This window comes from Gimesia alba, assembly GCF_007744675.1.
GTDB classification, from domain to species: Bacteria; Planctomycetota; Planctomycetia; order Planctomycetales; family Planctomycetaceae; genus Gimesia; species Gimesia alba.
Window position 1 is genome coordinate 4074982 of the sequence record NZ_CP036269.1, and the last position, 22960, is coordinate 4097941.

Consider the following 22960-nt stretch of genomic DNA (forward strand, 5'->3'; position numbering starts at 1 on the left):
TCTTTATTCAAAACAGCTACAGAACTATTTTATAAGCATATTTAAGAATCTATCATAAACGGGCTTGTCCTCATATAAAAGAGTGCTTATTGTAAATAACAGACACTCGCTCTATAAATCCTGTTCGAACAGAAATGTGGAGTCGTTCTATGCGATGGCAATGCGCCAGTACACTCTTGAGCCTGATCACACTCGCCCCTCTTTCGCTTTTCGCACAGACATCAACATCCACCGTTGATTACACAACACAAATCAAACCACTTCTGCAGGCCCATTGCTTCGCTTGCCATGGAACACTGAAACAGGAATCTGCATTGCGGCTGGATGCAGGGAAATTGATCCTTAAAGGAGGCGAAATTGGTCCTGCTGTCATCGGCGGTAAACCACAGCAAAGCCTGCTGTATCAGGTTCTGATCGAAGATGCCGATTTCGAAATGCCCCCTGAAGGCCAGGGACGCAAACTGAAGCAGGATGAAGTCCAACTCATCAAAACCTGGATTGAACAGGGAGCCCGGTTTCCAGCCGATGATCAACCTGAATCAGCTCCCTCTGACCATTGGGCCTTCCAACCAATCAAACGTCCTGCCCTTCCCACTACAAACGCAAAAGTGACCAATCACATTGACGCCTTCATCACAGCGCGTCATGAGCAGGCTGGCCTGATTCCCCAACCCAAAACCGATCAAGCGACTTTACTCAGACGGGTCTATCTTGACCTCATTGGACTGCCTCCGACTCCCGAAGAATTGCATGCTTTTTTGAACGATGCAAAACCAGATGCGTACGAACGTGTGATTGAGGATCTGCTTAGTCGTCCGCAATACGGAGAACGTTGGGGCAGACACTGGATGGACATCTGGAGGTATAGCGACTGGTATGGTCGTCGTGGTGCCAAGGATATGACCAACAGTTATTCCCTGATCTGGCGCTGGCGAGATTGGATCATTCGTTCTGTGAACGAAGACAAAGGCTACGACCGCATGATTATAGAGATGCTGGCTGCCGATGAAATTGCTCCCAACGATAGAGAGAACCTGGTGGCTACCGGCTTTATCGTTCGGAATTTCTATCGCTGGAATTATCACACTTGGCGCAAAGACAATGTCGAACATACCGCTAAAGCATTTTTAGGACTGACAATGAATTGCTGTGAGTGTCATGACCATAAATACGACCCGATCAGCCAGAATGAATACTTTGCCTTCCGTTCCTTTTTTGAGCCAATTGATCTGCGACACGACCGCGTCCCCGGCGAACCCGATCCCGGTATATTTCCCGATTACAAATTGAGTGTCCGCAATGGGCCTATTCGAACAGGTATGGTACGCATTTACGACAGACACCTGGATGCCAAAGCGAAATTCTACACAGGCGGCCTTGAGCAAAATATCGTCGAAGCGAAACCACCGATTGAAGCAGCCGCAATTGAGTTTCTGGGAGGGAATCAAATTCCAATCACCCCCGTTGATCTACCAGTCACCGCCTGGTATCCCGGTTTGAAGCCGTTTGTGATTAAAGAAGAAACCAAAACACGCGAAGCCGCTTTCCAGAACGCTCTAAAAGCATGGAAACAACAGAAGTCAAAATTAAACAAGGATCTGCATCAACAGGAAACGCAACTGGCCAATGTTCTCGCAAATCGAAAAATAAGCCAGACTAAGAATCAACCAACACAGGTCACTAATAATCAGGCGCTGCAACTCAATGCAAAACAGGGACGTCGCACATTGGCACATGAATTGTCCAATTGGAAATCGTTTGATTCAGAGATACAAGTTCAATTTCGACTCAGAATTCTGACTGACAGTCTGGTTAACTTTCAACTTTCGAACGATTTATCGGGCGGCAGAACAAATCTGTACGTAGCTTTTGAAGCCGGTAAGATTATTACGTATGCTCCCGGTACCACGGGTACAACGACCGTAGGAAATTACAAAGCAAATCAGGAGAATCAAGCATTTCAAGTCACTTTGCTTTTGAAACCTACTGAAGACATCGCAGAGTTGACTATCACAGATGCAGCGGCATCCGAAATCGTCGTGGACAAGCAGCCGATCGCCCTCAATGGTTGGAATCCTGCCAATTCAACGAACCGTGGTCTCTTTCTGGACGCACATCCCGGCAGTGTTGCGGAGTTTGATGAAATTGTCTTTCTTGGCAAAGACGCGCAGGAGCTAGAGCGATTCGATTTTGAATTTCCCGGCTATCGCCAGGGGGAAGATATCCCCGGAATTAAAAACTGGTCGGTCACACGTTTCAGTACCGGCACAGCAAGTTCACAAGTTATTTTGAACAAACCGCTCTCAGAAGCTGATCAAAAATGGCAGCAGAAAGTCACAGAAGCAACTCAAAATCGGGACTTGGTGAAATTAAAACAAAACTCGCTTCAGCTAACTCTCCAGGCAACCCGTGACGCGAAATCAGAATATGCGGCTCGTGTTCGCGCAGCCACAGCACGTTACATCGAAAAAGCAAAGAATTTTGAAGTTTTAGAAAAAGCCGCCAGTCAGGCCGAATGGCGGGCACGATTGAGTCAGGCGGAGTCTGAGCACAAATCGAATGAACTTGCCTTACTCCAGGCAAAAGCACTGCCGCTATCAGACAAGGAACGAGCCAAAAAAGTCACAACGGCACAGAAACAACTGACTCAGTCACAAGCAACGTTGACCGCCGCCCAAAAACCACTTGATGAAGGAACTACTACCTATACCAGCCTCAGCCGTATTTTTCCCCAACAGAGCACCGGAAAACGAGCCGCGCTCGCCCACTGGATCGCGAATCGTGAGAACCCCTTGACGGCGCGTGTCGCTGTAAACCATATCTGGACGAGACATTTCGGCCAGCCGATCGTAAAGTCAGTCTATAACTTTGGACGTAGCGGCGCCTCTCCCACACATCCGGAATTGATCAACTGGCTGGCAGCAGAATTCATGGATCATCAATGGAGCATCAAGCATCTGCATCGTTTGATTCTGCTCAGCGACTCCTATCAGCGCAGTTCAAAAGGCGTTGCCCCCGACCACACGAATCTCAGCAACGATCGCGACAATCTTTTGCTATGGAAGTTCCCTACCAATCGCATGGAAGCAGAAGTCATCCGTGACAGTCTATTCTACCTCGCGAATGACCTCGACCCAAAAATGTACGGACAGGAACTGGAACAGGATCAGGGGCTGATCACCAACCGACGCAGTCTGTATTATTCGCATCATGGTGAAGCAAAAATGGAGTTTTTGGAATTATTCGATGGTGCCAGTGCAACCGACTGCTATCAGCGTACCACCAGCATCATGCCGCAACAGGCACTGGCATTGACTAACAGTAAATTGACCGTTCAAAAAAGTCGTAAAATTGCGGCTCAACTCTGGACTCAGCCTCATTCTGAAACTGATAAACAACAGTCGTTTGTACAACGTGCGTTTGAATTAATTCTGTCTCGCTCTGCCACTGAAAAAGAGCTGACTGCAGCAATGCATTTTCTGACACGACAGGAACAGCTGTTTTCCAAGTCTACAATAAAACCAGTGCCAGACCAGAACCCAAAGCCTATCACCGATTTCAGTCAACCAGCCCCGCAACCGGCAGCACGTGCACGAGAAAGTCTGGTTCAGGCATTATTTAGTCATAACGATTTTGTCACCATCCGTTAAAACATATGAGACCATCCGCTTCACCAGGCAGGATTGAAATTATGAAACAAGATTTATCTATAATGCCTCAATGTAATCGCATTCGGCGTCGTGCGTTTTTAGCAGACTTGGGCTTCGGTGCGACCGGTATGGCATTAAGTACGCTTTTAGCAGATGAAAACCAGACAAAAGCTGCTGTCCCCACAAATGGCCCCCACTTTACTCCCAAAGCCAAGTCCGTGATCTGGGTGTTTCTTTCTGGTGGTTACAGTCAGATGGAAACCTTCGACCCCAAACCCGAATTGAATAAATACGGAGGAAAAACATTTTCAGACACGATTTATCCCGATCCCTTCAAGGATCCGCGTTACAAAGAACGGGCGCGTTCCGTAGTCAAAGTAAAGCGCGAGCATTCCAAAATTATGCCGATGCAGGTCGGATTCAAAAAGCAGGGAGAATCTGGAATTGAAATGACAGACTGGTGGCCGCATCTGTCGACCTGCGTTGATGACATTTCCTTTGTCCGTTCCATGTATACAACCGACAACGACCATGCGGCCGAATATCAGATTCATCACGGTAGACATAAACTTGATCAGAAACAACCAGTCATTGGTTCCTGGCTCAGTTACGGCTTAGGTAGTCTTAATAAAAACCTGCCTGAATATGTATTTTTAGGTTCGTATACTGATACACGTGTGAAAGAAAACTTCAATCCCGACTATCTCGGGCCCAAATACATGGGAGTCGAACTCTCACTGGATCCGAAAAATCCACTCCCCTTCGGTAGCCGCCCCAAATCAGTGCTCGAACAGGAACAGGCTAACCAGTATGCCTTTATTAATGAGCTAAACCAAATTGCGGCTGTGGGATATCCCAGCGATGAGAAATTGCGCGCCCGCATCAATTCCTACGAACTGGCATTTCGCATGCAAACATCGGTCCCTGAAGTGCTGGAATTGACGGATGAGACTCAGGAAACGCAAAGTCTCTACGGGATCGATGAGAAAGAGACCGCCATTTATGGACGCCGGCTACTGGCAGCGCGCCGTCTGGCAGAACGGGGCGTTCGTTTTACCCAGGTCTACTTAAGCGGCTACGGGGAGTGGGATTCCCATCAGAAGCTAAAAGAAAATCACACACGCTCTTGCAAACGCGTTGATAAACCAATTGCCGGCCTGTTGAAAGACCTGAAACGGCGCGGAATGTGGGACGATACGGTCGTCGTTTTCTGTACCGAATTTGGACGAACGCCGGCTGTCGAAAATCGAGGCAATGCCAAGATGCCCAGTGGGCGGGATCATCATCCGCATGGCTTTACGGTCTGGTTTGCCGGAGCAGGAATCAAACAGGGACACGTTCATGGCGCCACGGATGAGCTTGGCTTCCACGCCGTCGAATCCCCCCACTATGTGACGGACATTCATGCCACCCTGTATCACTTACTCGGGCTGGACAGCCACAAGCTGGATATCCCAGGGCGTAAACGTCTGGAAATCGATTATGGCAAGCCTATCCTGGATATCATCACCTGATCGCGTTCGATGAATCGCTTCACTCTCGGTTCTATTTTGTAAATCGCTCAATTACATTGCGAGAAATGCACGAGATATTCTCATCCACTAACATCGATGTGATCCAGCAGATGGAACCGACAGAAAAGACTTCTCCTCCTGAAGCGGTTTGAAAATGCACCATGTCTGCCCCGCCCTGGTCTGGATTCGTGCCTTGAGCGATCAGATGGATTTCGGGCGGTGAACTGGCAGATATTTTGTCTGTCTCATGCCCGGAAGCGCCCCCCGGAATGCGCATATGCTGGCTTTCCGTCCCAAATAGGTCGTCTTGTTTCAAGTTGGTTCCTTCAAAACACCAGTGTTGATTATCGATCACCTTGTAAGGGGCTCCCGTCATGATACCAGCAAAAGAGAACACAACTCCCAGCAGATTCGCCTCAGATTCCTGTCGCGCGTGATAGCGGCTTTCAAAAGTCGATTCCGATTCAGGAATCGGCGGATCCATGGCGACGCCACACCACTTGGTGCAGTCGGTATTGTGATAGACGACCCGATGATCGTCCAGAAATTCGACTTCACAGTTTAAGCCATTGCCTCCCAGATAAATCAACCGTCCCCCAGATTCAAATACCCAGGATTTCAGCCGGTCATACATCTGCTTCGACCAGTATTCGGGGTGCGAACTCAGAATCAGAACTTTGTAGTCATCTAGCGGTAATTGATCAAAATGAAACTGAGTTTCGCTGTAATAATCGTAAGACAGCCCCTGCTCTTCCATCCAGCCTAGTAGACGCCACTCGGAATGCAACATCCCACAACCCATCCGGCTATAAATGGGATCACGAAGCTGCTCATTCAGGTCAATATGCAAATAAGGTTGAGGCCGTTCCAGGGATAATGGAGGATACTCCTCAACATAATACGCCCCGAATGATGGTTTGAGGTACCGTCTCAATTCCTGTCGGCTGTTGACCACAGGAGTCGGCGGTAGTCCTTCCGGGTTGAGATAATTACTGCGTCCCCCGAAGCTGTTATACGCATTCCAAGTAAGATCACTGGCGAGAATTGCAATATCGGATTGTGGCGTTTTCGGTGAAACGACCCAGGGATAAGTGAATACATCCCCCGATTTGTTACTCAAATGAAACATATACAAGCCGGTTTGCTCCGGTGCAGCGACGGTCTGCTTCTGAGTGACCGTGCGATAACCTACATTGTTCCAGTCAACACCATCCTGTGTGTAGTCTCCATCGGGTGTAATCTGCAAATTCGATAACGGTGCATGATCGTCAAACGTGCCGATCCGGCGGACGTATTCTTTTTCTTTTCCATACTTCCACAATTCCAGACTGTATTCCGAAGTCGAGTGCACGCGGAACTCCGAAGACTCTCCTGCACTGACACATCGCGGCCAGGCAAAGCCATATAATTTTGTCGATAACAAACGAAACTGATAAACCTGCCCCGGCTCTACCTGCAACTGAACGCGTTTGGCACAATAATCGCGATGCTGCAAAATCACATCATAGGCACCGACGGGAAGATCAAGAACCACAGCCCCCGATGCAGTCGACCGCGTGCTAAAGAACTGGCCATTAGCCTGAAACTCGACAGCAACATCGTAGAGGGCTCGATAATTTTCGTCGCTGACATATCCAATAAGCATTAAACCGATTCCAGTGGCTGAAGAGAATTCATACTGAGACGCAACACATGTCAAAATTGAAAGCGAGCTCTGAGAGGTTCAGGAAGGGTGCTCAACATATTGTTTTGCAACTTTGACTGCCAGACCGCCGCCTTCATAGTAGCCCATTGAGATTTCTGCTACATGCGTCAACAGATCATAGGCCCGCCAGCGGTTCCAACCATAGTCGGCTTCCATCCAGAGAATCATCTGGGCAAATGCCTCGGCAGTAGCACGTTCCATCGGTGTTCCACTCGCAACAGTAATGATCTCTTCAGGCGATTCAATGCGCGGCCCCGCAATATTTTTGCCTTTCACCAGGTCAATCGTCAGAGTCGTTTGAGACGCCATCTCCAGCCCCGTCGCCGAAAGTTCTCCCTGCCCCATGGCCGCATGCGCATCCCCCAGATAGAGCAATCCCCCAGTTACAAACACTGGTAAATACAACGTGTTTCCCACAGTCACTTCCCTGATATCCATATTGCCGCCATGCGGGCCGGCCGGCATTGTACTGGGCATACCATACGCGGGTGTTGTTCCAATACACCCCAGCATCGGCGTATAAGGAATTTTGATTTGCTCACTCCAATAGACGAAGCCATCCTGGATCGGGCAGACGTGTGCTCCGTCCGGCACATCTGTCCCCAGCCATTGACAAAGTTGTTTCGGATTGCCCGTGTAAGTCGCACATTGCCCATCGCGAGACTCAATGGCTTCGATTTTGATGGCCAGCATATCCCCCGGCTGTGCCTCTTTAACGTAGATAGGCCCTGTCACGGGATTGCTGAAAGGTACCTTGGCTTTATCTCTGCGATCGCCGGCCTTCCGAATCTGTCCTGAAAGTGCGTCTTCTGTTTCAACTTGAATCGTTTCTCCAGATTCGATATGCAATCGTGGCTCCTGCAGGCGATTGAATTCATAGTTGAATGCGTCGAGCGAAATTTGTTTCATCTCCAAAGCCCTTGTTTCAAAATTACCAACAGATCAAATGAGTAAGCATTTTCAGGCATTAATCACAGCCTCAATCCAATTGAGAATGCAACCAGTTTAGCAGAATTTCTTTCGCGCTTGCTGTTTGATCCGGTTTCCGATCAACGAGAGTCAGGTCCTGTCCTTGAACTAATTGTCGCGTCAGTTGATCATACTCAGGCTCAGGATTATCAGGATCAAAAACTGAGGGATGAAACACCACACAATCCCAGCCCCCTGTTCCAAAATTAAGTGAGTAGTTCATCGTCCAGATAGAACTGTGAATGAATTCTTCATGTGAATCAGATTTTGCTGCACGCGGAATCGCCAGCAAAACCAGATCCGGTTTCTGAGAACGGATCATTGCCTTGGCATCGGCTTCAATTTGTCGGCGCGTCTTGCCTTTGGTCTTCCAGCTGGTCACTTTTAGTTCAGCATCTGGAACGATTTGTTTGATTGTGGATTGGAGCATCTGATCTAAAGGAGACATCGCGATAATTCGGATGGGCTGCTTGTCTTCCAGCTTGGATTTTGTCCGTGGAATTGCCAGCACTGGTGGCTTGACATCGGCTAGAGAAACTTGTTTTTCTGTCACGGATTCAGCAATCAGCTCGGCCATTTTTTTGTGTCCGGCCATATTAGGATGAATTTCATCGCTCATGAACAATCGCCACGCCTGGGGATTCTGATCGCGGAATGAGTTCAGCTTTTCATTGCAATCACAGACTGGCACCTGCATTTTCTTGCCGACCTCTCTAACCACTTCACAATATTGCGCTAGTTTTTCCACGGGGCGACTCTGTGTTGTTATCACAGCATTGGGCGTACAGAGCAAGACCTCTGCTCCAATACCACGACATTGCTCAATAATTTTCTGCAAGTTCTCTCTGTACTGATTCAAAGGTACTCGGGTCATATCATTCAACCCGAACATCACCGTGACCAGATCAGGTTGCTGCTTCAATACATCTCGTTCGATTCGTGCTAACGCATTCGTAGTAGTATGCCCACTGATGCCTGCATTCACCATTGTCAAGTCTGCCTGGGGGATTCCCTTTTTAATTGCAATCCCCAACATATCGGTATAAGCGCGACGACTTCCTGTGTGATAATACACTCCGGTGACACTATCCCCAAAACAGACAACTTTGACGGGCTTTCCCGACTTCAGTTTTTCCAACGTTTTCGGCAGATCTGTCTGTACAGAGACCTTGCTGTTCGAATCTTTGAACCAGTTTTTCGGGACATCCAGCGTCCAGACTTCACTGTTAAGAGGTTGCGCATGACCGCCTGCTAACCAGATTTTATCCTGAAATACAAATGCCGAATGTTCGTGCCGCGCTTTCCAGACGACATCCGATTTCAGTTCAGTCCAGTTCTTACCGTCCTTTGAATACCAGGCATCATTTTTATTTTTTGCCGGATTGTTGGACCACCCACCGATGACCCAGATCCGGTCGCGATAGACAACGGTCGAAAACCAGAGACGTTCGTGCCAGGGAGCATGTGCTGTTTCCTGCTTCCAATGTACTCCATCTTCTGAACTCCAGACATCATTGGTCGCATGATATTCAGGAGTATAATTGCCGCCCCCGAAGACATAGATTTTCCCGTTCAGCACGGCAGCCTGGTGATAGGCTCGCGGTGACCAGCCTGCATTTTCTGTGACCAGAGTCCATGTTTTACCATCGGAAGAAGACCAGACATCATTTTTTAGACTTTTACTGTCTCCAAAGTAATAGTTTTCTGTTCCTCCCAGTAACCACATTTTTCCTTTGAATTCCACAAGTGCTGCCGCCAGTCGAGGCGTCCAGCCTGCCTGCTTTGTCTCCAGATCCCACTGTTTTCCATTTTCGGAAGACCAGACCTGATTACTTGCGGAATGCCCTTTAAGCCGGCCGTTATACCAGCCCCCCATTAGCCACATTTTGTCTTTGAAAGTGATTGTCATTGGCAGATCACTGTGGATCCAGGGTGCCTGCTTCGTCACTAGCTCCCAGTTTTTCCCGTCCGCAGACTTCCAGACATCACGTGGCGGCGCTTCGTAGGAATTGAACCAGCCACCAAAGATCCATAAGTGATCTTTAAAGACAAGTTCTCCTTGAGAATCACGAGGCTGCCACCCTGCTTTCTCAGTGACTTGCACCCAGTTTAATTCTTTTTCTTCAGCAAAAACAAAACTGGCGATATACAGAAAAGAGACTGTGATCAAGAGGGCTTGTCTAATCATGTTAGCTCCACGTACTGGATTCCCTGGAGGAAAGAAACATGCGAGGCGAAAATACAACAGGAGTATCTTCTACGATACCCGTTTATTTTGCGTCGTTGCAAGCCAGTGCAGCTAACAAGCTTTGAGAACGGTAATAAATATGGCTCCCAAAAACGGACCCGCTCACCATGCAGCGTTACTCTGAACTGAAGATCTAAAATTGATGACCGGGCTGAGGCCCCTTTTCGGTCAGAGTCAAGATTTCAGGACCTTCTTCCGTCATGAGAATCGTATGTTCAAACTGTGCTGACAATTTGCTGTCTTTAGTACGCACAGTCCATCCATCACTACGATCTTCTACTGTTCTCCAGGTTCCTGCATTGAGCATCGGTTCAATAGTAAAACACATGCCTGGCAGCAGAAGATCTCGTTCTGATCCTGAAACGGGATAGTGTGGGATGCCAGGATCGGTATGAAATTCCCGGCCGATGCCATGCCCCTGATACTGTCGTACCACTCCATAACCTAATTCTGTGGCAAAGTTGTAGATCACTTCACCAATTTCGATCACGCTGGAACCAGGTCGAATGGCATTGATGGCCAGAAACAGCGAATCGAATGTCACTTGCACCAGCTTGCGCGCTTCGTCAGTAACTTCACCAATCAAAAACGTCTCTGATTGATCGCCATACCAGCCATCTACGATACTGGTAATGTCGACATTGACGATGTCACCTTCTTTAAGAACAGTTTCATCGGGAATGCCATGGCAGACGACTTCATTGATGCTGATACAGCAACTTTTGGGAAACCCCATATAACCCAGAGTTGCCGGCGTATGCCCATGAGAAACGGTGAATTCGTGTACGATCTGATTGATTTCTTCTGTCGAAATGCCCGCTTTCACAAACGACCGCAGATGATCCATCAACTTTGCATTAAACTGGGATGCAATTCTCAATCGTTCCCATTCAAATGGTTTATATATGACTTGATTTCCGGACAAAATAACCGCCTCTATGTCATTTTCAGTAATAAACTGCTACTAATTCATTATAGCGCATCAGGAGTGGTTTGTAGCTGACTTTCTCAACGAATGTTCCAGTCGGTACTCTAAGACGAACTGACACTTATGCTCAATATCAGTTAATCTACTCGACTTTGTACTGTTTCATAGAATAATCAACTTTTAAAAGAATTCCTATGGTCGGAAAGCATTCTAAGGTAAAGAAAAGCAAGCCCTTACTGGGAAACCATCAGAAATGCTGGATCTGGGGCAGAAATGCAGTGATGGAGACGTTGTCTGCCGGGTTCTGGCAAATCTGGGAATTACACCTGTCAGAACGATTAAGTGCAGATGAAAAACAAACGGCAGAAGACCGGGCAAAACAACTTTCCATTCCCGTTGTGATCGCTACGGATCAAGATCTAACGCAAAAGTGCCGTGCCAGTGATCATCAGGGCATGATTGCGAAAATGGCGCCGTTCCCCTATTCCACCGCGTCAGATGTAATTCAACGAAACATTGCCGCACCACTATTTCTGATCCTGGATCGCATTCAGGACCCCTATAATTTCGGAGCCATTGTTCGCTCTGCAGAAATACTGGGATCAGATGGTATTTTCGTCGGAGCAGACGAACAATGCGAAGTCACCAGCCTCGTCTGCCGTACCTCGGTAGGTGCAGTTAATCGCATATCGATTGCACAACACTCAGATCTTGTTCAATTATGTCGTGACTTGAAACGGGCAGATATTTCTATCGTCGGCACGGCGATGCAGGCGCCAGAGATTCTTCCAAGTCATAACTTCAAAGAACCAACAGCGATCATCGTTGGCAATGAAGGCTCCGGAATCAGTCAAACACTGCTCAACGAATGCACTCACCTGGTCCGGATTCCACAACAGGGAAAAACAGAATCACTCAATGTCGCGATTTCTGCCGGTATCCTGCTGTATGAAGCCAGTCGGCAGCGCAATTTCGCATAAACTACGATTCTGCTTCTACTCATTAAGCAGTAGGTGCCGTCGAACTAGCCGTTCCATCCGTTTCCGGAATAGGTTTACTCCCTGAGACCCATTCACTGATTTTCTGAACGATTACATACATCACCGGTACCATGACCACGCCGAAGAGCGTAGCTGCAGTCAAGCCTGCTACAACGGCAGTACCCAGTGCCTGTCGGCTGGCAGCCCCCGCACCGGCTGCAACCGCCAGTGGAACAGCGCCCAAAATCGCACTGAAAGCTGTCATTAAAATGGGACGAAATCGCAGAAAACAAGCTTCAACTGCTGCATCGGTGATCGACTTTCCAGCCTCGCGTTGCAGTTTGGCGAATTCGACAATCAGAATTGCATTTTTACTGGCCAGTGCAATCAACAACACAAACCCCACCTGGGTATAAATATTATTGTCAAAGCCGCGTAACATGGTGGCAAAAATTGCGCCAAAGATTCCCAGAGGCACTGACAGAATCACCGAAAGCGGAATTGACCAGCTTTCATACTGAGCACACAAAAACAGATACACAAAAATCAGCGCCATTGCAAAAATATACGGCGCCATGTTCCCGGCTGCAATTTGCTGATATGCGATTCCCGTCCATTCATAGCCAAAGCCCTCCGGCAAAACTTCATCTGACAACTGCTCCATCCGTTGAATTGCCTGCCCCGAGCTATATCCTGCGGCCGGGTTCCCCGTAATCGCAGCAGTGGGATACATGTTGTAATGGTCGACTTCCTGAGGCCCTGCTGAATTATTCACTTTGACCAGTGTATGCAGTGGGACCATATTCCCACGACGATCACGGACCTTCAGCCGGGTGATATCATCCACCTTACTACGATAGTCCTGCTCGGCCTGAACCATGACTTTGAAAACACGATTGAACAGGTTGAAATCATTCACATAAGTTGAACCCAATTCTGCTTGCAGAGTGTCAAAGATTGAATCGAGCGGAACCCCCATTTTGATCGCTTTTTCACGATCGATATCCAGATAAATCTGAGGTACAGTGGCACTGAAACTGGTATTTAATCCAGACAAAAGTGGATCGGTATTTCCCTGGTCCATTAAGTCGGTCACTGCCATCTGTAGAACATCCGAACCGGCAGAAGTCTTATCCTGAACCTGGATCTGAAAACCACCCGCATTTCCCAGCCCCTGAATCGCAGGAGGGATGAACGGGAACGCAATCGATTCCTGGATCTGTGCCAGTTCCACATGCAGGCGTTTGACTAAAGCAAAGACACTTAACTCCGGGGACTGACGTTTATCCCAGTTTTCCAGGGCAATAATGGTTGTGGAATAATTGGAGGCGTTCGAGTTATTCAACATCGAAAAGCCTCCCATTGTAATGACATTTGTGACAGCGGGGGTTGCTGCGGCAATTTTATTGATCCGGTTCTGGACTTCCCGGGTTCGATTTAATGAAGCCCCATCGGGCAACTGCGTATTAATGAAAATATAGCCTTGGTCTTCATTTGGTAAAAAGCCCCCGGGGACTGACATGAATCCCACACCCGTTGCTCCAAAAATGACAAGCAAAGGAATCACCATGAAAAACGCACGTCTGACAAAGACCTTAACCATGCTGATGTAGACATTTAAGGAACGATCAAAACACCAGTTGAAACCGCGAAAGAAAAATCCGCGTCTTTCCTTTGTTGGGCGGAGCATAATTCCGCACATCGCCGGGCTCAACGTCAATGCACATACCGAAGAGAACAGTGTGGCGATCGAAATCGTCAAAGCAAACTGACGATACAACCGACCTGTGATCCCGGGTAAGACCATCGTAGGCACAAATACAGCCAGTAGCACAAGTGTGGTCGCGATAACAGGCCCGGTGATTTCCATCATCGCGAGTTCTGTCGCTTTCTTAGGAGAACACTTCTCTGTATCCAGAATTCGGGTCACATTTTCGACAACCACAATCGCATCATCAACCACGATTCCGATCACCAACACGATTCCAAATAACGAAAGTGTATTGATCGTATATCCCATCGCCAACATGACTGCCATCGTTCCCAGTAGTGAGACGGGAATCGTCACGGCGGGAATCAGAGTCGCTCTGAAATCCTGCAAAAAGACAAAAATAGTAATAAAAACCAGACCGAGAGCAATATACAAAGTAGTCTCGACCTCATCGATGGAAGCGGTTACGAACTCCGTTGAGTCGTAGGGCACCGAATATTCCAGTCCCTGCGGAAAATCCTTCTCCAGTCGCTTTAACACCTTTCGGCACTCATCAGCCACGTTAAGTGCATTAGCACCTGGAAGCTGATAAACGGCAATCAGAGCAGCCGGCTTTCCATCGAGCTGTGAATAACCATTATAACTTTGTGCTCCCAGCTCGACACGGGCGACATCTTTAATCTGAGTAATCTGCCCTTCTTCACCGGTCTTAATAATAATATTGGCAAACTCTTTGGGGTCTGATAAACGCCCTAGAGTGGTCACGGTTAATTGAAAATCCTGATCAACAGGACTCGGTTCCTGACCAATTTGCCCGGCAGCAACCTGCACATTCTGCTGCCGGAGTGCATTCACGACATCAGTTGTGGAAATGTTACGAGTATCGAGCTGATTGGGGTCCATCCAGATTCGCATCCCGAAATCCAGGGCGTTGACCACATTAACGTCACTGACTCCGTTGATTCGTTTCAGCTCATCATTGATATAAATCGATGCATAGTTACTGAGATACAGACCATCAAAGGTTTCATCCGGTGAATTTAAGGCAATCACCAACGTCATATTGGTGGACTTCTTCTTTGTGGTCACCCCTTCACGCTTCACATCTTCCGGCAGTGTGGGATTTGCAATTGCTACCCGGTTCTGTACCAGCACGTTCGCCATATCCAGATCGGTTCCCACATCGAAGGTCACCGTCAAGGTCATATTGCCGTCGCTCGTACTGCTCGATGACATGTAGAGCATGTTCTCGACCCCGTTGACCTGCTCTTCGATCGGGGTGGCGACGGTATCTGCAACGACTTGTGCATCCGCACCACGATAAGTGGCTGTTACAGCAACAGTAGGTGGGGTAATGTCCGGAAATAATTCAACGGGTAACAGAGGCAGTGCAATCGCACCAACAATCGCAATCACTATGGAAACGACACTGGCAAAGATCGGATGATAGATAAAAAACCGGGAAAACATCGTCGTCCGTTTCGTTAAAAATTATCAGAAAAACAAATCAGGATCAGTTGAAACGTCAAAGAAATCATCCGCTACTGGGAATCGGATGCCGGTTTTGGCTTTGCTTTCTCAGTTTTTGGCGCACCAGCGGTTTTTGCAGGATTAGTTTGTTTTTGTTGTTGAGCCGTAGATTGAGGTGGTTGATTTTTAATCTCTACTGGTCGGCCGGGACGGGCACGCTGCAGCCCTTCATAGATGTATTTCTCACCCGGCTTGAGTCCTTTCAACACAACACGCAGGTTGTCCTGTACCTGACCAATTTCAATCTGGCGTTTTTCTACGATATTATCTTTGCCAACAATCAGTAGATATTTACCAGCTAGATCGGTACCAATGGCGACATCGTGTACTAGCAATGCTCCTGGTATGGGTGATCCGGGTACTCTGACTCGTACATACACCCCCGGATAGAGCAGTCCCTTTGGGTTTTTAAAAATAGCTCGAAGTTGAATCGTACCCGTTCCCGGATCTACTTTGTTGTCCGCATAATCGAGTTCACCCTTGTGCGGATAACCTTCTTCATTGGAAAGCCCCACGTAAACTGTAAGAGTGATCTTCTCGTCAACTTTTTTTCTATTTTTGAGCGCTTCCAGAAGCAAACGCTCACTGGCATCAAAGTAAACATAAATCGGGTCCATCGTCACAATTGTGGTCAGCAGTGTATTCTCGCCAGAACCAACCAGATTCCCGGCATCAACCAGATTACGCCCGATTTCTCCGGTGATCGGTGCATTAATCCGCGTGTAATTAAGATTGATGGTTGCCTGTTCAATGTCTGCTTTCGCGGCCATAACAGCCGCTTGCGCTTTATCGCGCGCCGCTTCGGCATCATCGACATCCTGGGGAGTCACTGCTTGTTTTTTCAACAAAAGCTGATTGCGTTCCAGAGTCACCTGGGCATCTTTCAGCTGCGCATTGCTGGCAGCCAGTTGCGCGTTGGCTTTATCCAGGATGGCCTGATACTGATCCCGCTGGATCTCAAACAGTAATTGACCTTTTTTGACTGTCGCCGATGGTTCAAAATTTACTTTCTCCAGAATCCCATCGACCCGCGCCCGAATATCGACAGAGGCGACCGAAGCAAGCGTTCCGGTAAAGTCCTGGTTGAAAACGACGGTTTTCTGAACAGGTTCCGCCACAGTCACAGCCGGCGGTTTCATCTTCGGAGGAGGGGGCGGCGAATTACAACCAGAAATGATGATAACGGGACAAAGCACGATCAGATATTTTTGACATATCCATCTCATAGATAATACGCTCACAGCTCTCCCTTTAAGATATCAGCCTCATTCAAGACCTGCCTGTCTTGAAGAATCAGTGAAACAGGACGACTTCCGATTCACTTTCATTAGTTTAAGTGGCATACTACAAATAAAAACCCATGAATTGCAATTCCCATTTAATGGAAAAAGAAATTGGATCGAAAGATGCATGAATCTTCACTATTGCCTGCCACCTGGAATGTTCCCACAGAATTCGTCGATCGTCTTGGTAAACAGGTTGGTCGGCAACGTACCATGATCGCGGAGGGACATCTACTCATTATTCTGCACGCACCTCCACAACCGGAAGACATGTATCGTAAAGGCCGTCTTTTCTGGCGCGAACCGGATGCAAACTGGCATTCCTCGGAATTCAAAGGGGGGCCAAATGCTCTGAATTGGCATTTGGATGAATATCAGCAACTTCTGGAAGACTTTGACGAAAAAGTAGATCAGGCAACCAGCTCGCTGGATTATCTGGAGGTGTTAAATCATCTTGGCCCCGTTTATCGCGCGTTATGTCATATGACACAAGCTTTACAAATGGCGCGCGAAGCGATTCCCAAAGATAAACTCCTGATCGACTTTCGAGACAATGCATACCGTCTAGAAAGAACAGCAGAACTTTTAATTCAGGATGCGAAAAATGCACTGGAATATGTTGTCGCCAGACAGGCTGAAGAACAGGCAAAGGTTTCTGCCCGGATTGAGCTCTCATCCCATCGCTTGAATTTACTGATCGCCTACTTTTTTCCAATCGCAACATTGAGCACCATTTTTGGCTCAAACTTTAGACATGGATACGAAAAGTATCAGACTCCCTACCCCTTCTGGATTATGGTTGGCACCGGTCTCGCTTTAGGTTTCCTGATCCATCTGTTCTTGAAACGAGCACCTCGAAAACAAAGGCAATAGTCAACTTTGTTCAAACTCGCTGCTAAACCAACCACTTTTAAATCCACAAAGCGTTTTCAGCATTTGCTCACGCAGTAGAGGAGTCTGGCTCATTATCGGTAAGAATAGATCACGGCCCCAACCTTTCAGGACTCCCTCAGATTGAAAAAAAGGCGTTAACCAGCCAGTGATCCGTTGATAAAAGTGGAGTTTACTTTTTCGCAATTTCTCATAGTAAATACAGGCCGAACGAAAATCGCCGTTCTGCTTCAGGCATTCTGAGAACGTCCAGACATCTTCCAGTGCCAGGTTGGCTCCCTGCCCCAAATGCGGACTTGTCGGATGGGCGGCATCTCCCAGAAAGAGAATCCGATCTGACCACCAGGTCTGCATAGACACGTTGCGATAAGTTGTAAATGTCAAATTCTCAAACGAATCGATGGCGGTCACGATTTCCTCAGACTGTGGACAGAGTTGTAAGACTTCTTTTTTCCAGACATCAAGCCCCTGTTGTTGAAATTTCTTAAACTGAGCTGCGGTCAAGCCCCAGAAAAAACTACACTCACCATTACCAATCGGTAAAAGTCCCGCGAGTTTTTGAGTCCCTTCCACGACCTGAAACAACCGGTCTTGGACAGCGGTGCAGGCACCAGTCGTCCAGAGAGCTCCATATTTGTATTCCGCCCCGTGATGTTTGATCCCCGAAACTTTTCGTAACCGAGAACGCGCGCCATCGGTTGCAAGAATAAAATCAAAGACCTCTGCAGACTCTTTTGACTCCAGTTCCAGCGAAACCCCAGACTGCGATACCTGATATCCGGTAATGCATGCATTTTCCTGAATCAGGGCTCCAGCCTGCCGTGCTAAAGAGAATAAGCTACTAAATAACAGACCACGATGGACTCCCAGTCCATACAGATCGCTGCCTAATCGTTGATATTCAAGTTGAATCAGTCGTTTTCCCGTGTGTTTACGGGCTTCGATCCAGTTAAGGCGGGCTGATTTCTGGTAAATTTCTTCAAAGATGCCTAGAGAGTTTAAGACCGCTTGTCCAATGGGTTGGATGAGAATCCCCGCTCCCACAGGCCCACATTGTGCCGACTGCTCATAAATCGTCACGGCATGCCCTTGACTGGCGAGCAGATACCCTGCAGCAGCGCCCGCTATTCCACATCCCGCAATAGCAATTTTCATAGACTGGTCCCATTAAAGGTTGCTGACAGCAAGTCACAAGTTCAATATGAAAGTCTCCACTACATAACGGATGAAGGACTCACTGAGAAGACCGATTCCAATTTCTTAATAAGACTTTCTTTTCTGACAATGATTGCCTATCTTAATTCTTATTATGCTGATCTGCGAAATCCTGTGCTCAAAGGCAACCTTACCTTCCTGGAGTTTCAACCATGAGAATTGCGACGGGCGGCGTGCTACACGAAACAAGCACTTATTCTTCTCTTCCCACAACCCTCAATGATTTCATCAACGACCGGGGTTTATTCCGTGGGCAGGAAATCATGGACACCTTTCCAGGAGCGAATGTCTGTATTGGCGGATTTATCGATGGCGCTAAAAAGCATGGCTTTGAATTAATTCCCCTGCTCTGGACGTTTGCGTTTCCGAGCGGATTGATCGAGCGAAAAACCTATGACGACTTGCTTGAGGAGTTCCTACAACGCCTTAAACAGGCTGAAGACGAAGGTGGGCCTGTTGATGGTGTGTTACTGGATCTTCACGGTGCCATGGTCATTGATGGTATTGAAGATGGGGACGGGCATTTCATTTCCAAAGTTCGCGAGTATTTAGGTGACGACCGTTCCATACTGGTCACGCCGGACATGCATGGCAATCATTCGCCACTGCGCGTCGAACAGGCGACTGCGATATTAGGCTATGACACTTATCCACATATCGATATGAATGAAAGAGGACAGGAAGCAGCCGACCTGATTGTGCGGATAATCAATGGTGAGGTCAAGCCGGTGATGTCCCTGTATCAAATTCCGCTTTTCTGGAGCACAGCCTGTCAGGTGACCGCGCATCAGCCGATGAAAGAGGTCATGGATTACGCACATGAAATTGAAACCCGACCTGGCATTCTGGGTGTGACCGTCTCGACCGGATTTCCCTGGGCCGACGTGCCTGATGTAGGTCCTTCCCTGATCGTAGTTGCCGACAATGACCAAGAGTTGGCAGACAAAACAGCTGAAGAGTTCGGCACCTGGATCTGGGAACGACGACGACGCTGGTACAAACTTCCATTTTCCGTCGAAGATGCGATTAAACAAGGACAGGAAATCGGCAAGTACCCGATCATTCTCGCCGATCATGCCGACAATACGGGTGGCGGCACTGCCGGAGACTCGACAGAAATTCTACAGACATTTCTCAATCAGAACTTAGACAAGGCACTCATCTTGTATATCGTCGACCCGGAAGTAGTGGCCTTGGCGCAAAAAGCGGGTGTTGGTGGAATCATTGAAACGGAAGTCGGAGGCAAGTCTGATCCGATTCAAGGTCCACCAGTCAAAATGAAAGCAGAAGTCAAAGCGCTCTCCGAAGGAAAATTCAAATACGACGGTCCAATGTACGCTGGCCTGACAGGAAACATGGGTCCTTCAGCCTGGATTCAACAGGACGGCGTTTCTGTCGTTGTTGTTACCGCGCGCGAACAACCCTTTGGTCCCGCCTTCTCGAAAACACTGGGCATTGACTGCGAATCCATGAACTATATCTCGGTCAAATCCTCGGCGCATTTCCGCGCCAGCTTTGAGCCGTTTGCCGGTTCCATCTTTAATGTGGAAGCCCGCGCAATCCATACACATGATTTTGCAAAGCTCAACCATCAGCGCCGAAAACGGGACTTTTACCCGGTCGAAATCCCCTACGACAGCGCACCAGAGATTTAGATAAATGTGATAGTCGGAGTTAACCTTTGACCTGAAAACCCATCTTCTTCAATGCTTCGCGCACACGGTCTAACTGCTCTCCCTGAATTTCCAGTTCCTCGCCCTGCAGGGAGCCACCGGCGCCGCATTGGGATTTGAGTTGTTTCAATAGTTCCGGCAGGTCGTTTCCTTCAAGTGGCAAACCACGGATCACCGTGACTCGTTTTCCCTTTTTGCGTTTTTCAATGGAGAGACGAGCCGTCTGCTGTTCAGGTGGAATCCGAAACGGAGGTTCCGGCGGACAAATACATTCTTCTTCCAGTTGATCACATTTTTCGCAACGAGGCGGACGATCAAAAGGTGTCCCTTCAAATAAACGCATGACGGTTCCTTCTTACGAGACGCGTGATTCCAGATCTTCCCAACGCTCCAGCAATGATTCCAGTTCCTGCTGAATCACTTCGATACGCGTGGTCGATTCAGTAATCACTTCATTGGGCTGTTTAAAGAATTCAGGAGACGCCATGGCCGAATTCAATTCAGCCTGCTCCTGCTCCAGTTCTTCGATCCGCAGTGGAATCTGCTCTAATTCACGTTCTTCTTTATAGCTAAGCTTGGCGACTGTCTTTTTCTCTCCGGATGACTGCTCCGTCTTACTACTCGACTCAACGTCACTTTTTTGTGCAGCCTGATTGCTCGCGGACTGCCTTAAATAATCATCATACCCGCCAGCATACTCTTTGACATGCCTCCCCTCTTCAAACACCAGTGTCGCCGTCACGACATTATTCAGAAATGCCCGGTCATGACTCACCAGTAACAACGTTCCCGGATGAGTGCAGATTAATTCCTCAAGCAGCTCCAACGTTTCTGCATCCAGATCGTTGGTCGGTTCGTCAAGCACCATCAGGTTAGTCGGACGTTTAAAGAGTTTCGCGAGTAACAGACGATTCCGTTCTCCCCCCGAAAGATAGCGTGCTGGTCTGCGAGCACGTTCCGGCGTAAACAGAAAGTCCTGCAGATAGCCATAAATATTTTTAGGCTTCCCATTGATGGTCAATGTTTCCTGACCTTCCCCCACGTTTTCGACAACGGTTTTCTCTTCGTCGATCTGCTCTCTAAGCTGATCAAAATACAGAATTTCCAGATTTGTCCCTAACCGTATCGAACCTGTATCCGGTTTGAGTTCACCCAGTAGCAGTTTGAGCAATGTGGTTTTTCCGGCACCATTTCTGCCGACAATCCCAATTTTATCTCCACGGGTAATTAAAGTCGAAAAGTCTTTAATGACGGGTTCATCACCATACGAAAACGAAACGTTCTTCGCTTCGATGACCAGTTGCCCAGACCGATCTGCACTGGAGACTTCCATGCGAACGTTGCCGACTTTACTTCGTCGCTGGCTCCGTTCTTCACGCATTTTTTTCAGTGCACGCACCCGCCCCTCATTTCGAGTCCGTCTAGCTTTAATTCCCTGCCGGATCCAGACTTCTTCTTCCGCTAATTTTTTGTCAAACAACGCATTCTGTTTTTCTTCCGCTTCTAAAAAAGCTTTTTTTCGTTTGAGAAATGTTTCATAATCGCAGGTCCAGTCATAGATGTGGCCGCGATCAATTTCGATGATCCGCGTTGCCAGATTCTGCAGAAACATTCGATCGTGAGTTACAAATAATAATGTACCTTCATAAGACTGCAGAAACTGTTCCAGCCATTTGATCGCGGGAATATCCAGATGGTTCGTCGGTTCATCGAGCAATAGAATATCGGGAGACTGCACAATAGAACGAGCCAGTAACACACGGCGTTTCATACCGGACGACAATGATTCAAATGAGTCATCACCATTCAAATTCATCCGCGCTAGAATTTGATCGACCGCATGATCAATTTCCCATTCATGCTCAAAAAAAGGCTGCGCCGCCTCGGCGACAAAATCATGAATTCGCTCTGCACAACCAGAAGGAACTTCCTGCACCAGCCGAGCAATCCGTAAGTCTTTGTCGCGTCTGATTTCACCATCATCGGGCTCAAGTTCACCGGCGATGATTTTCATCAGCGTGGATTTTCCCGCGCCATTCCGGCCCAACAGACCAATCCGCTCTCCCGCGTGGATTTCCAGGCTGATCTCATCCAGTAATGGTGGACCACTCCAGGTAAACGAAATTTGATTCAGACTCATCAGCGACATACGACAGGACTTCCGATCACACACATATAAAAAAACCCGACTGTAAAAGTCGGGAATGATTCGAACAGTGTCATAGTATGTTCAACAGAGCAAAAATCTGCAATGCCGGTCGGGGCCGTCTCAGTTTGAATCTGGCGTTTCTGAAAACAGAAAAACCGTGTCTACGAGCGAGATCGCCCGGACAGCAATCCCAGGATCGCAACAAAAATGGATGCACCAATAATGGACCAGACGATTGGGTAATCTCTACCGCCAAAGGAAACGGCAAATATTTCCGGTAATCCCGCCATCTGGGCAATCTTGCCCCCCAGGAGAGCACCGATAAAGCCTAAGGCGATTGAAACCAGGCACCCACCCCGCGCACTTCCTGCCAGTGCCCTTCCGATGCTTCCGCAAAGCCCGGCAACAATCAATAAGATAATAAATTCTGGTAACGTCATAAATTGCCTCGTGATTGCCTGTGTCGTCTCAGACAGGACCTGAATTAATATGATTTGAAAATGATTCGTTAAAA

15 protein-coding genes are annotated in these 22960 nt (G+C 48.0%); 5 read left to right on the forward strand and 10 right to left on the reverse strand.

The features are described from left to right. Positions 1 to 149 precede the first annotated feature (149 nt). Positions 150 to 3650: a PSD1 and planctomycete cytochrome C domain-containing protein gene (locus Pan241w_RS15175; protein WP_197999944.1), complete on the forward strand. Its 3501-nt coding sequence runs from the start codon at positions 150 to 152 to the stop codon at positions 3648 to 3650. 41 nt (positions 3651 to 3691) lie between these two features. Continuing rightward, a complete protein-coding gene (locus Pan241w_RS15180) occupies positions 3692 to 5164 on the forward strand; it encodes a DUF1501 domain-containing protein (protein WP_145217387.1) in 1473 nt (490 codons plus the stop codon). 31 nt (positions 5165 to 5195) lie between these two features. On the opposite strand, the gene Pan241w_RS15185 is transcribed toward Pan241w_RS15180, so the two are convergent. The 4 genes from Pan241w_RS15185 to map all read right to left on the reverse strand — a co-directional run bounded on the left by Pan241w_RS15185 (position 5196) and on the right by map (position 11011). Continuing rightward, the gene (locus Pan241w_RS15185) at positions 5196 to 6809 is read right to left on the reverse strand and encodes a N,N-dimethylformamidase beta subunit family domain-containing protein (protein ID WP_145217390.1); all 1614 of its coding nucleotides are present in this window, start codon (positions 6807 to 6809) and stop codon (positions 5196 to 5198) included. 78 nt (positions 6810 to 6887) lie between these two features. After that, entirely contained in the window at positions 6888 to 7778 is an 891-nt protein-coding gene (locus tag Pan241w_RS15190; RefSeq protein ID WP_145217393.1) for an acetamidase/formamidase family protein, read from the reverse strand. Positions 7779 to 7848: 70 nt separating this feature from the next. Next, the gene (locus Pan241w_RS15195) at positions 7849 to 10026 is read right to left on the reverse strand and encodes a GDSL-type esterase/lipase family protein (RefSeq protein WP_145217396.1); all 2178 of its coding nucleotides are present in this window, start codon (positions 10024 to 10026) and stop codon (positions 7849 to 7851) included. 193 nt (positions 10027 to 10219) lie between these two features. After that, positions 10220 to 11011 carry a type I methionyl aminopeptidase gene (gene map, locus Pan241w_RS15200; RefSeq protein ID WP_145217398.1) on the reverse strand — a complete coding sequence of 264 codons (792 nt, stop codon included), beginning with the start codon at positions 11009 to 11011 and terminating at the stop codon, positions 10220 to 10222. Between the two features lie 197 nt (positions 11012 to 11208). Here map and rlmB point away from each other — a divergent pair, with 197 nt between their 5' ends. Further along, positions 11209 to 11994 (forward strand): 23S rRNA (guanosine(2251)-2'-O)-methyltransferase RlmB, encoded by a 786-nt coding sequence (rlmB, locus tag Pan241w_RS15205; protein WP_145217401.1) that lies wholly within the window; start codon positions 11209 to 11211, stop codon positions 11992 to 11994. Between the two features lie 22 nt (positions 11995 to 12016). Here the strand turns inward: rlmB and Pan241w_RS15210 are convergent, their stop codons facing one another. Together Pan241w_RS15210 and Pan241w_RS15215 are read right to left on the reverse strand one after the other, a co-directional pair. After that, positions 12017 to 15175: an efflux RND transporter permease subunit gene (locus tag Pan241w_RS15210; protein ID WP_145217404.1), complete on the reverse strand. Its 3159-nt coding sequence runs from the start codon at positions 15173 to 15175 to the stop codon at positions 12017 to 12019. A 71-nt stretch (positions 15176 to 15246) separates the two neighbouring features. Then, on the reverse strand, positions 15247 to 16431 hold the full coding sequence (locus tag Pan241w_RS15215) for an efflux RND transporter periplasmic adaptor subunit (RefSeq protein WP_197999945.1): 1185 nt from the start codon (positions 16429 to 16431) through the stop codon (positions 15247 to 15249). A 210-nt stretch (positions 16432 to 16641) separates the two neighbouring features. Between Pan241w_RS15215 and Pan241w_RS15220 the strand changes: the two genes are divergently transcribed. Next, the gene (locus Pan241w_RS15220) at positions 16642 to 17391 is read left to right on the forward strand and encodes a CorA family divalent cation transporter (protein WP_145217410.1); all 750 of its coding nucleotides are present in this window, start codon (positions 16642 to 16644) and stop codon (positions 17389 to 17391) included. On the opposite strand, the gene Pan241w_RS15225 is transcribed toward Pan241w_RS15220, so the two are convergent. After that, on the reverse strand, positions 17392 to 18564 hold the full coding sequence (locus Pan241w_RS15225; protein WP_145217413.1) for an FAD-dependent oxidoreductase: 1173 nt from the start codon (positions 18562 to 18564) through the stop codon (positions 17392 to 17394). A 212-nt stretch (positions 18565 to 18776) separates the two neighbouring features. Here Pan241w_RS15225 and Pan241w_RS15230 point away from each other — a divergent pair, with 212 nt between their 5' ends. Continuing rightward, complete coding sequence (locus Pan241w_RS15230) at positions 18777 to 20279, forward strand: M81 family metallopeptidase (protein WP_145217416.1); 1503 nt, start codon at positions 18777 to 18779, stop codon at positions 20277 to 20279. Between the two features lie 19 nt (positions 20280 to 20298). Here Pan241w_RS15230 and Pan241w_RS15235 read toward each other — a convergent pair whose 3' ends face one another. The 3 genes from Pan241w_RS15235 to Pan241w_RS15245 form a co-directional block, all read right to left on the reverse strand. After that, positions 20299 to 20640, reverse strand: a complete 342-nt coding sequence (locus Pan241w_RS15235) for a translation initiation factor (RefSeq protein WP_145217418.1) — start codon at positions 20638 to 20640, stop codon at positions 20299 to 20301. A 12-nt stretch (positions 20641 to 20652) separates the two neighbouring features. After that, positions 20653 to 22446 (reverse strand): ATP-binding cassette domain-containing protein, encoded by a 1794-nt coding sequence (locus Pan241w_RS15240; RefSeq protein WP_145217421.1) that lies wholly within the window; start codon positions 22444 to 22446, stop codon positions 20653 to 20655. Positions 22447 to 22607: 161 nt separating this feature from the next. Continuing rightward, positions 22608 to 22886: a GlsB/YeaQ/YmgE family stress response membrane protein gene (locus Pan241w_RS15245; RefSeq protein ID WP_145217424.1), complete on the reverse strand. Its 279-nt coding sequence runs from the start codon at positions 22884 to 22886 to the stop codon at positions 22608 to 22610. Between the last annotated feature and the right edge of the window lie 74 nt (positions 22887 to 22960).

Coding starts and splice junctions, on each gene's coding strand:
- Pan241w_RS15190 (WP_145217393.1), bottom strand. CDS start 7,778: ATGAAACAAATTTCGCTCGACGCATTCAACTATGAATTCAATCGCCTG.
- Pan241w_RS15175 (WP_197999944.1), top strand. CDS start 150: ATGCGATGGCAATGCGCCAGTACACTCTTGAGCCTGATCACACTCGCC.
- Pan241w_RS15240 (WP_145217421.1), bottom strand. CDS start 22,446: ATGTCGCTGATGAGTCTGAATCAAATTTCGTTTACCTGGAGTGGTCCA.
- Pan241w_RS15220 (WP_145217410.1), top strand. CDS start 16,642: ATGCATGAATCTTCACTATTGCCTGCCACCTGGAATGTTCCCACAGAA.
- rlmB (WP_145217401.1), top strand. CDS start 11,209: ATGGTCGGAAAGCATTCTAAGGTAAAGAAAAGCAAGCCCTTACTGGGA.
- Pan241w_RS15230 (WP_145217416.1), top strand. CDS start 18,777: ATGAGAATTGCGACGGGCGGCGTGCTACACGAAACAAGCACTTATTCT.
- Pan241w_RS15245 (WP_145217424.1), bottom strand. CDS start 22,886: ATGACGTTACCAGAATTTATTATCTTATTGATTGTTGCCGGGCTTTGC.
- Pan241w_RS15210 (WP_145217404.1), bottom strand. CDS start 15,175: ATGTTTTCCCGGTTTTTTATCTATCATCCGATCTTTGCCAGTGTCGTT.
- Pan241w_RS15225 (WP_145217413.1), bottom strand. CDS start 18,564: ATGAAAATTGCTATTGCGGGATGTGGAATAGCGGGCGCTGCTGCAGGG.
- Pan241w_RS15195 (WP_145217396.1), bottom strand. CDS start 10,026: ATGATTAGACAAGCCCTCTTGATCACAGTCTCTTTTCTGTATATCGCC.
- Pan241w_RS15235 (WP_145217418.1), bottom strand. CDS start 20,640: ATGCGTTTATTTGAAGGGACACCTTTTGATCGTCCGCCTCGTTGCGAA.
- Pan241w_RS15180 (WP_145217387.1), top strand. CDS start 3,692: ATGAAACAAGATTTATCTATAATGCCTCAATGTAATCGCATTCGGCGT.
- Pan241w_RS15185 (WP_145217390.1), bottom strand. CDS start 6,809: ATGCTTATTGGATATGTCAGCGACGAAAATTATCGAGCCCTCTACGAT.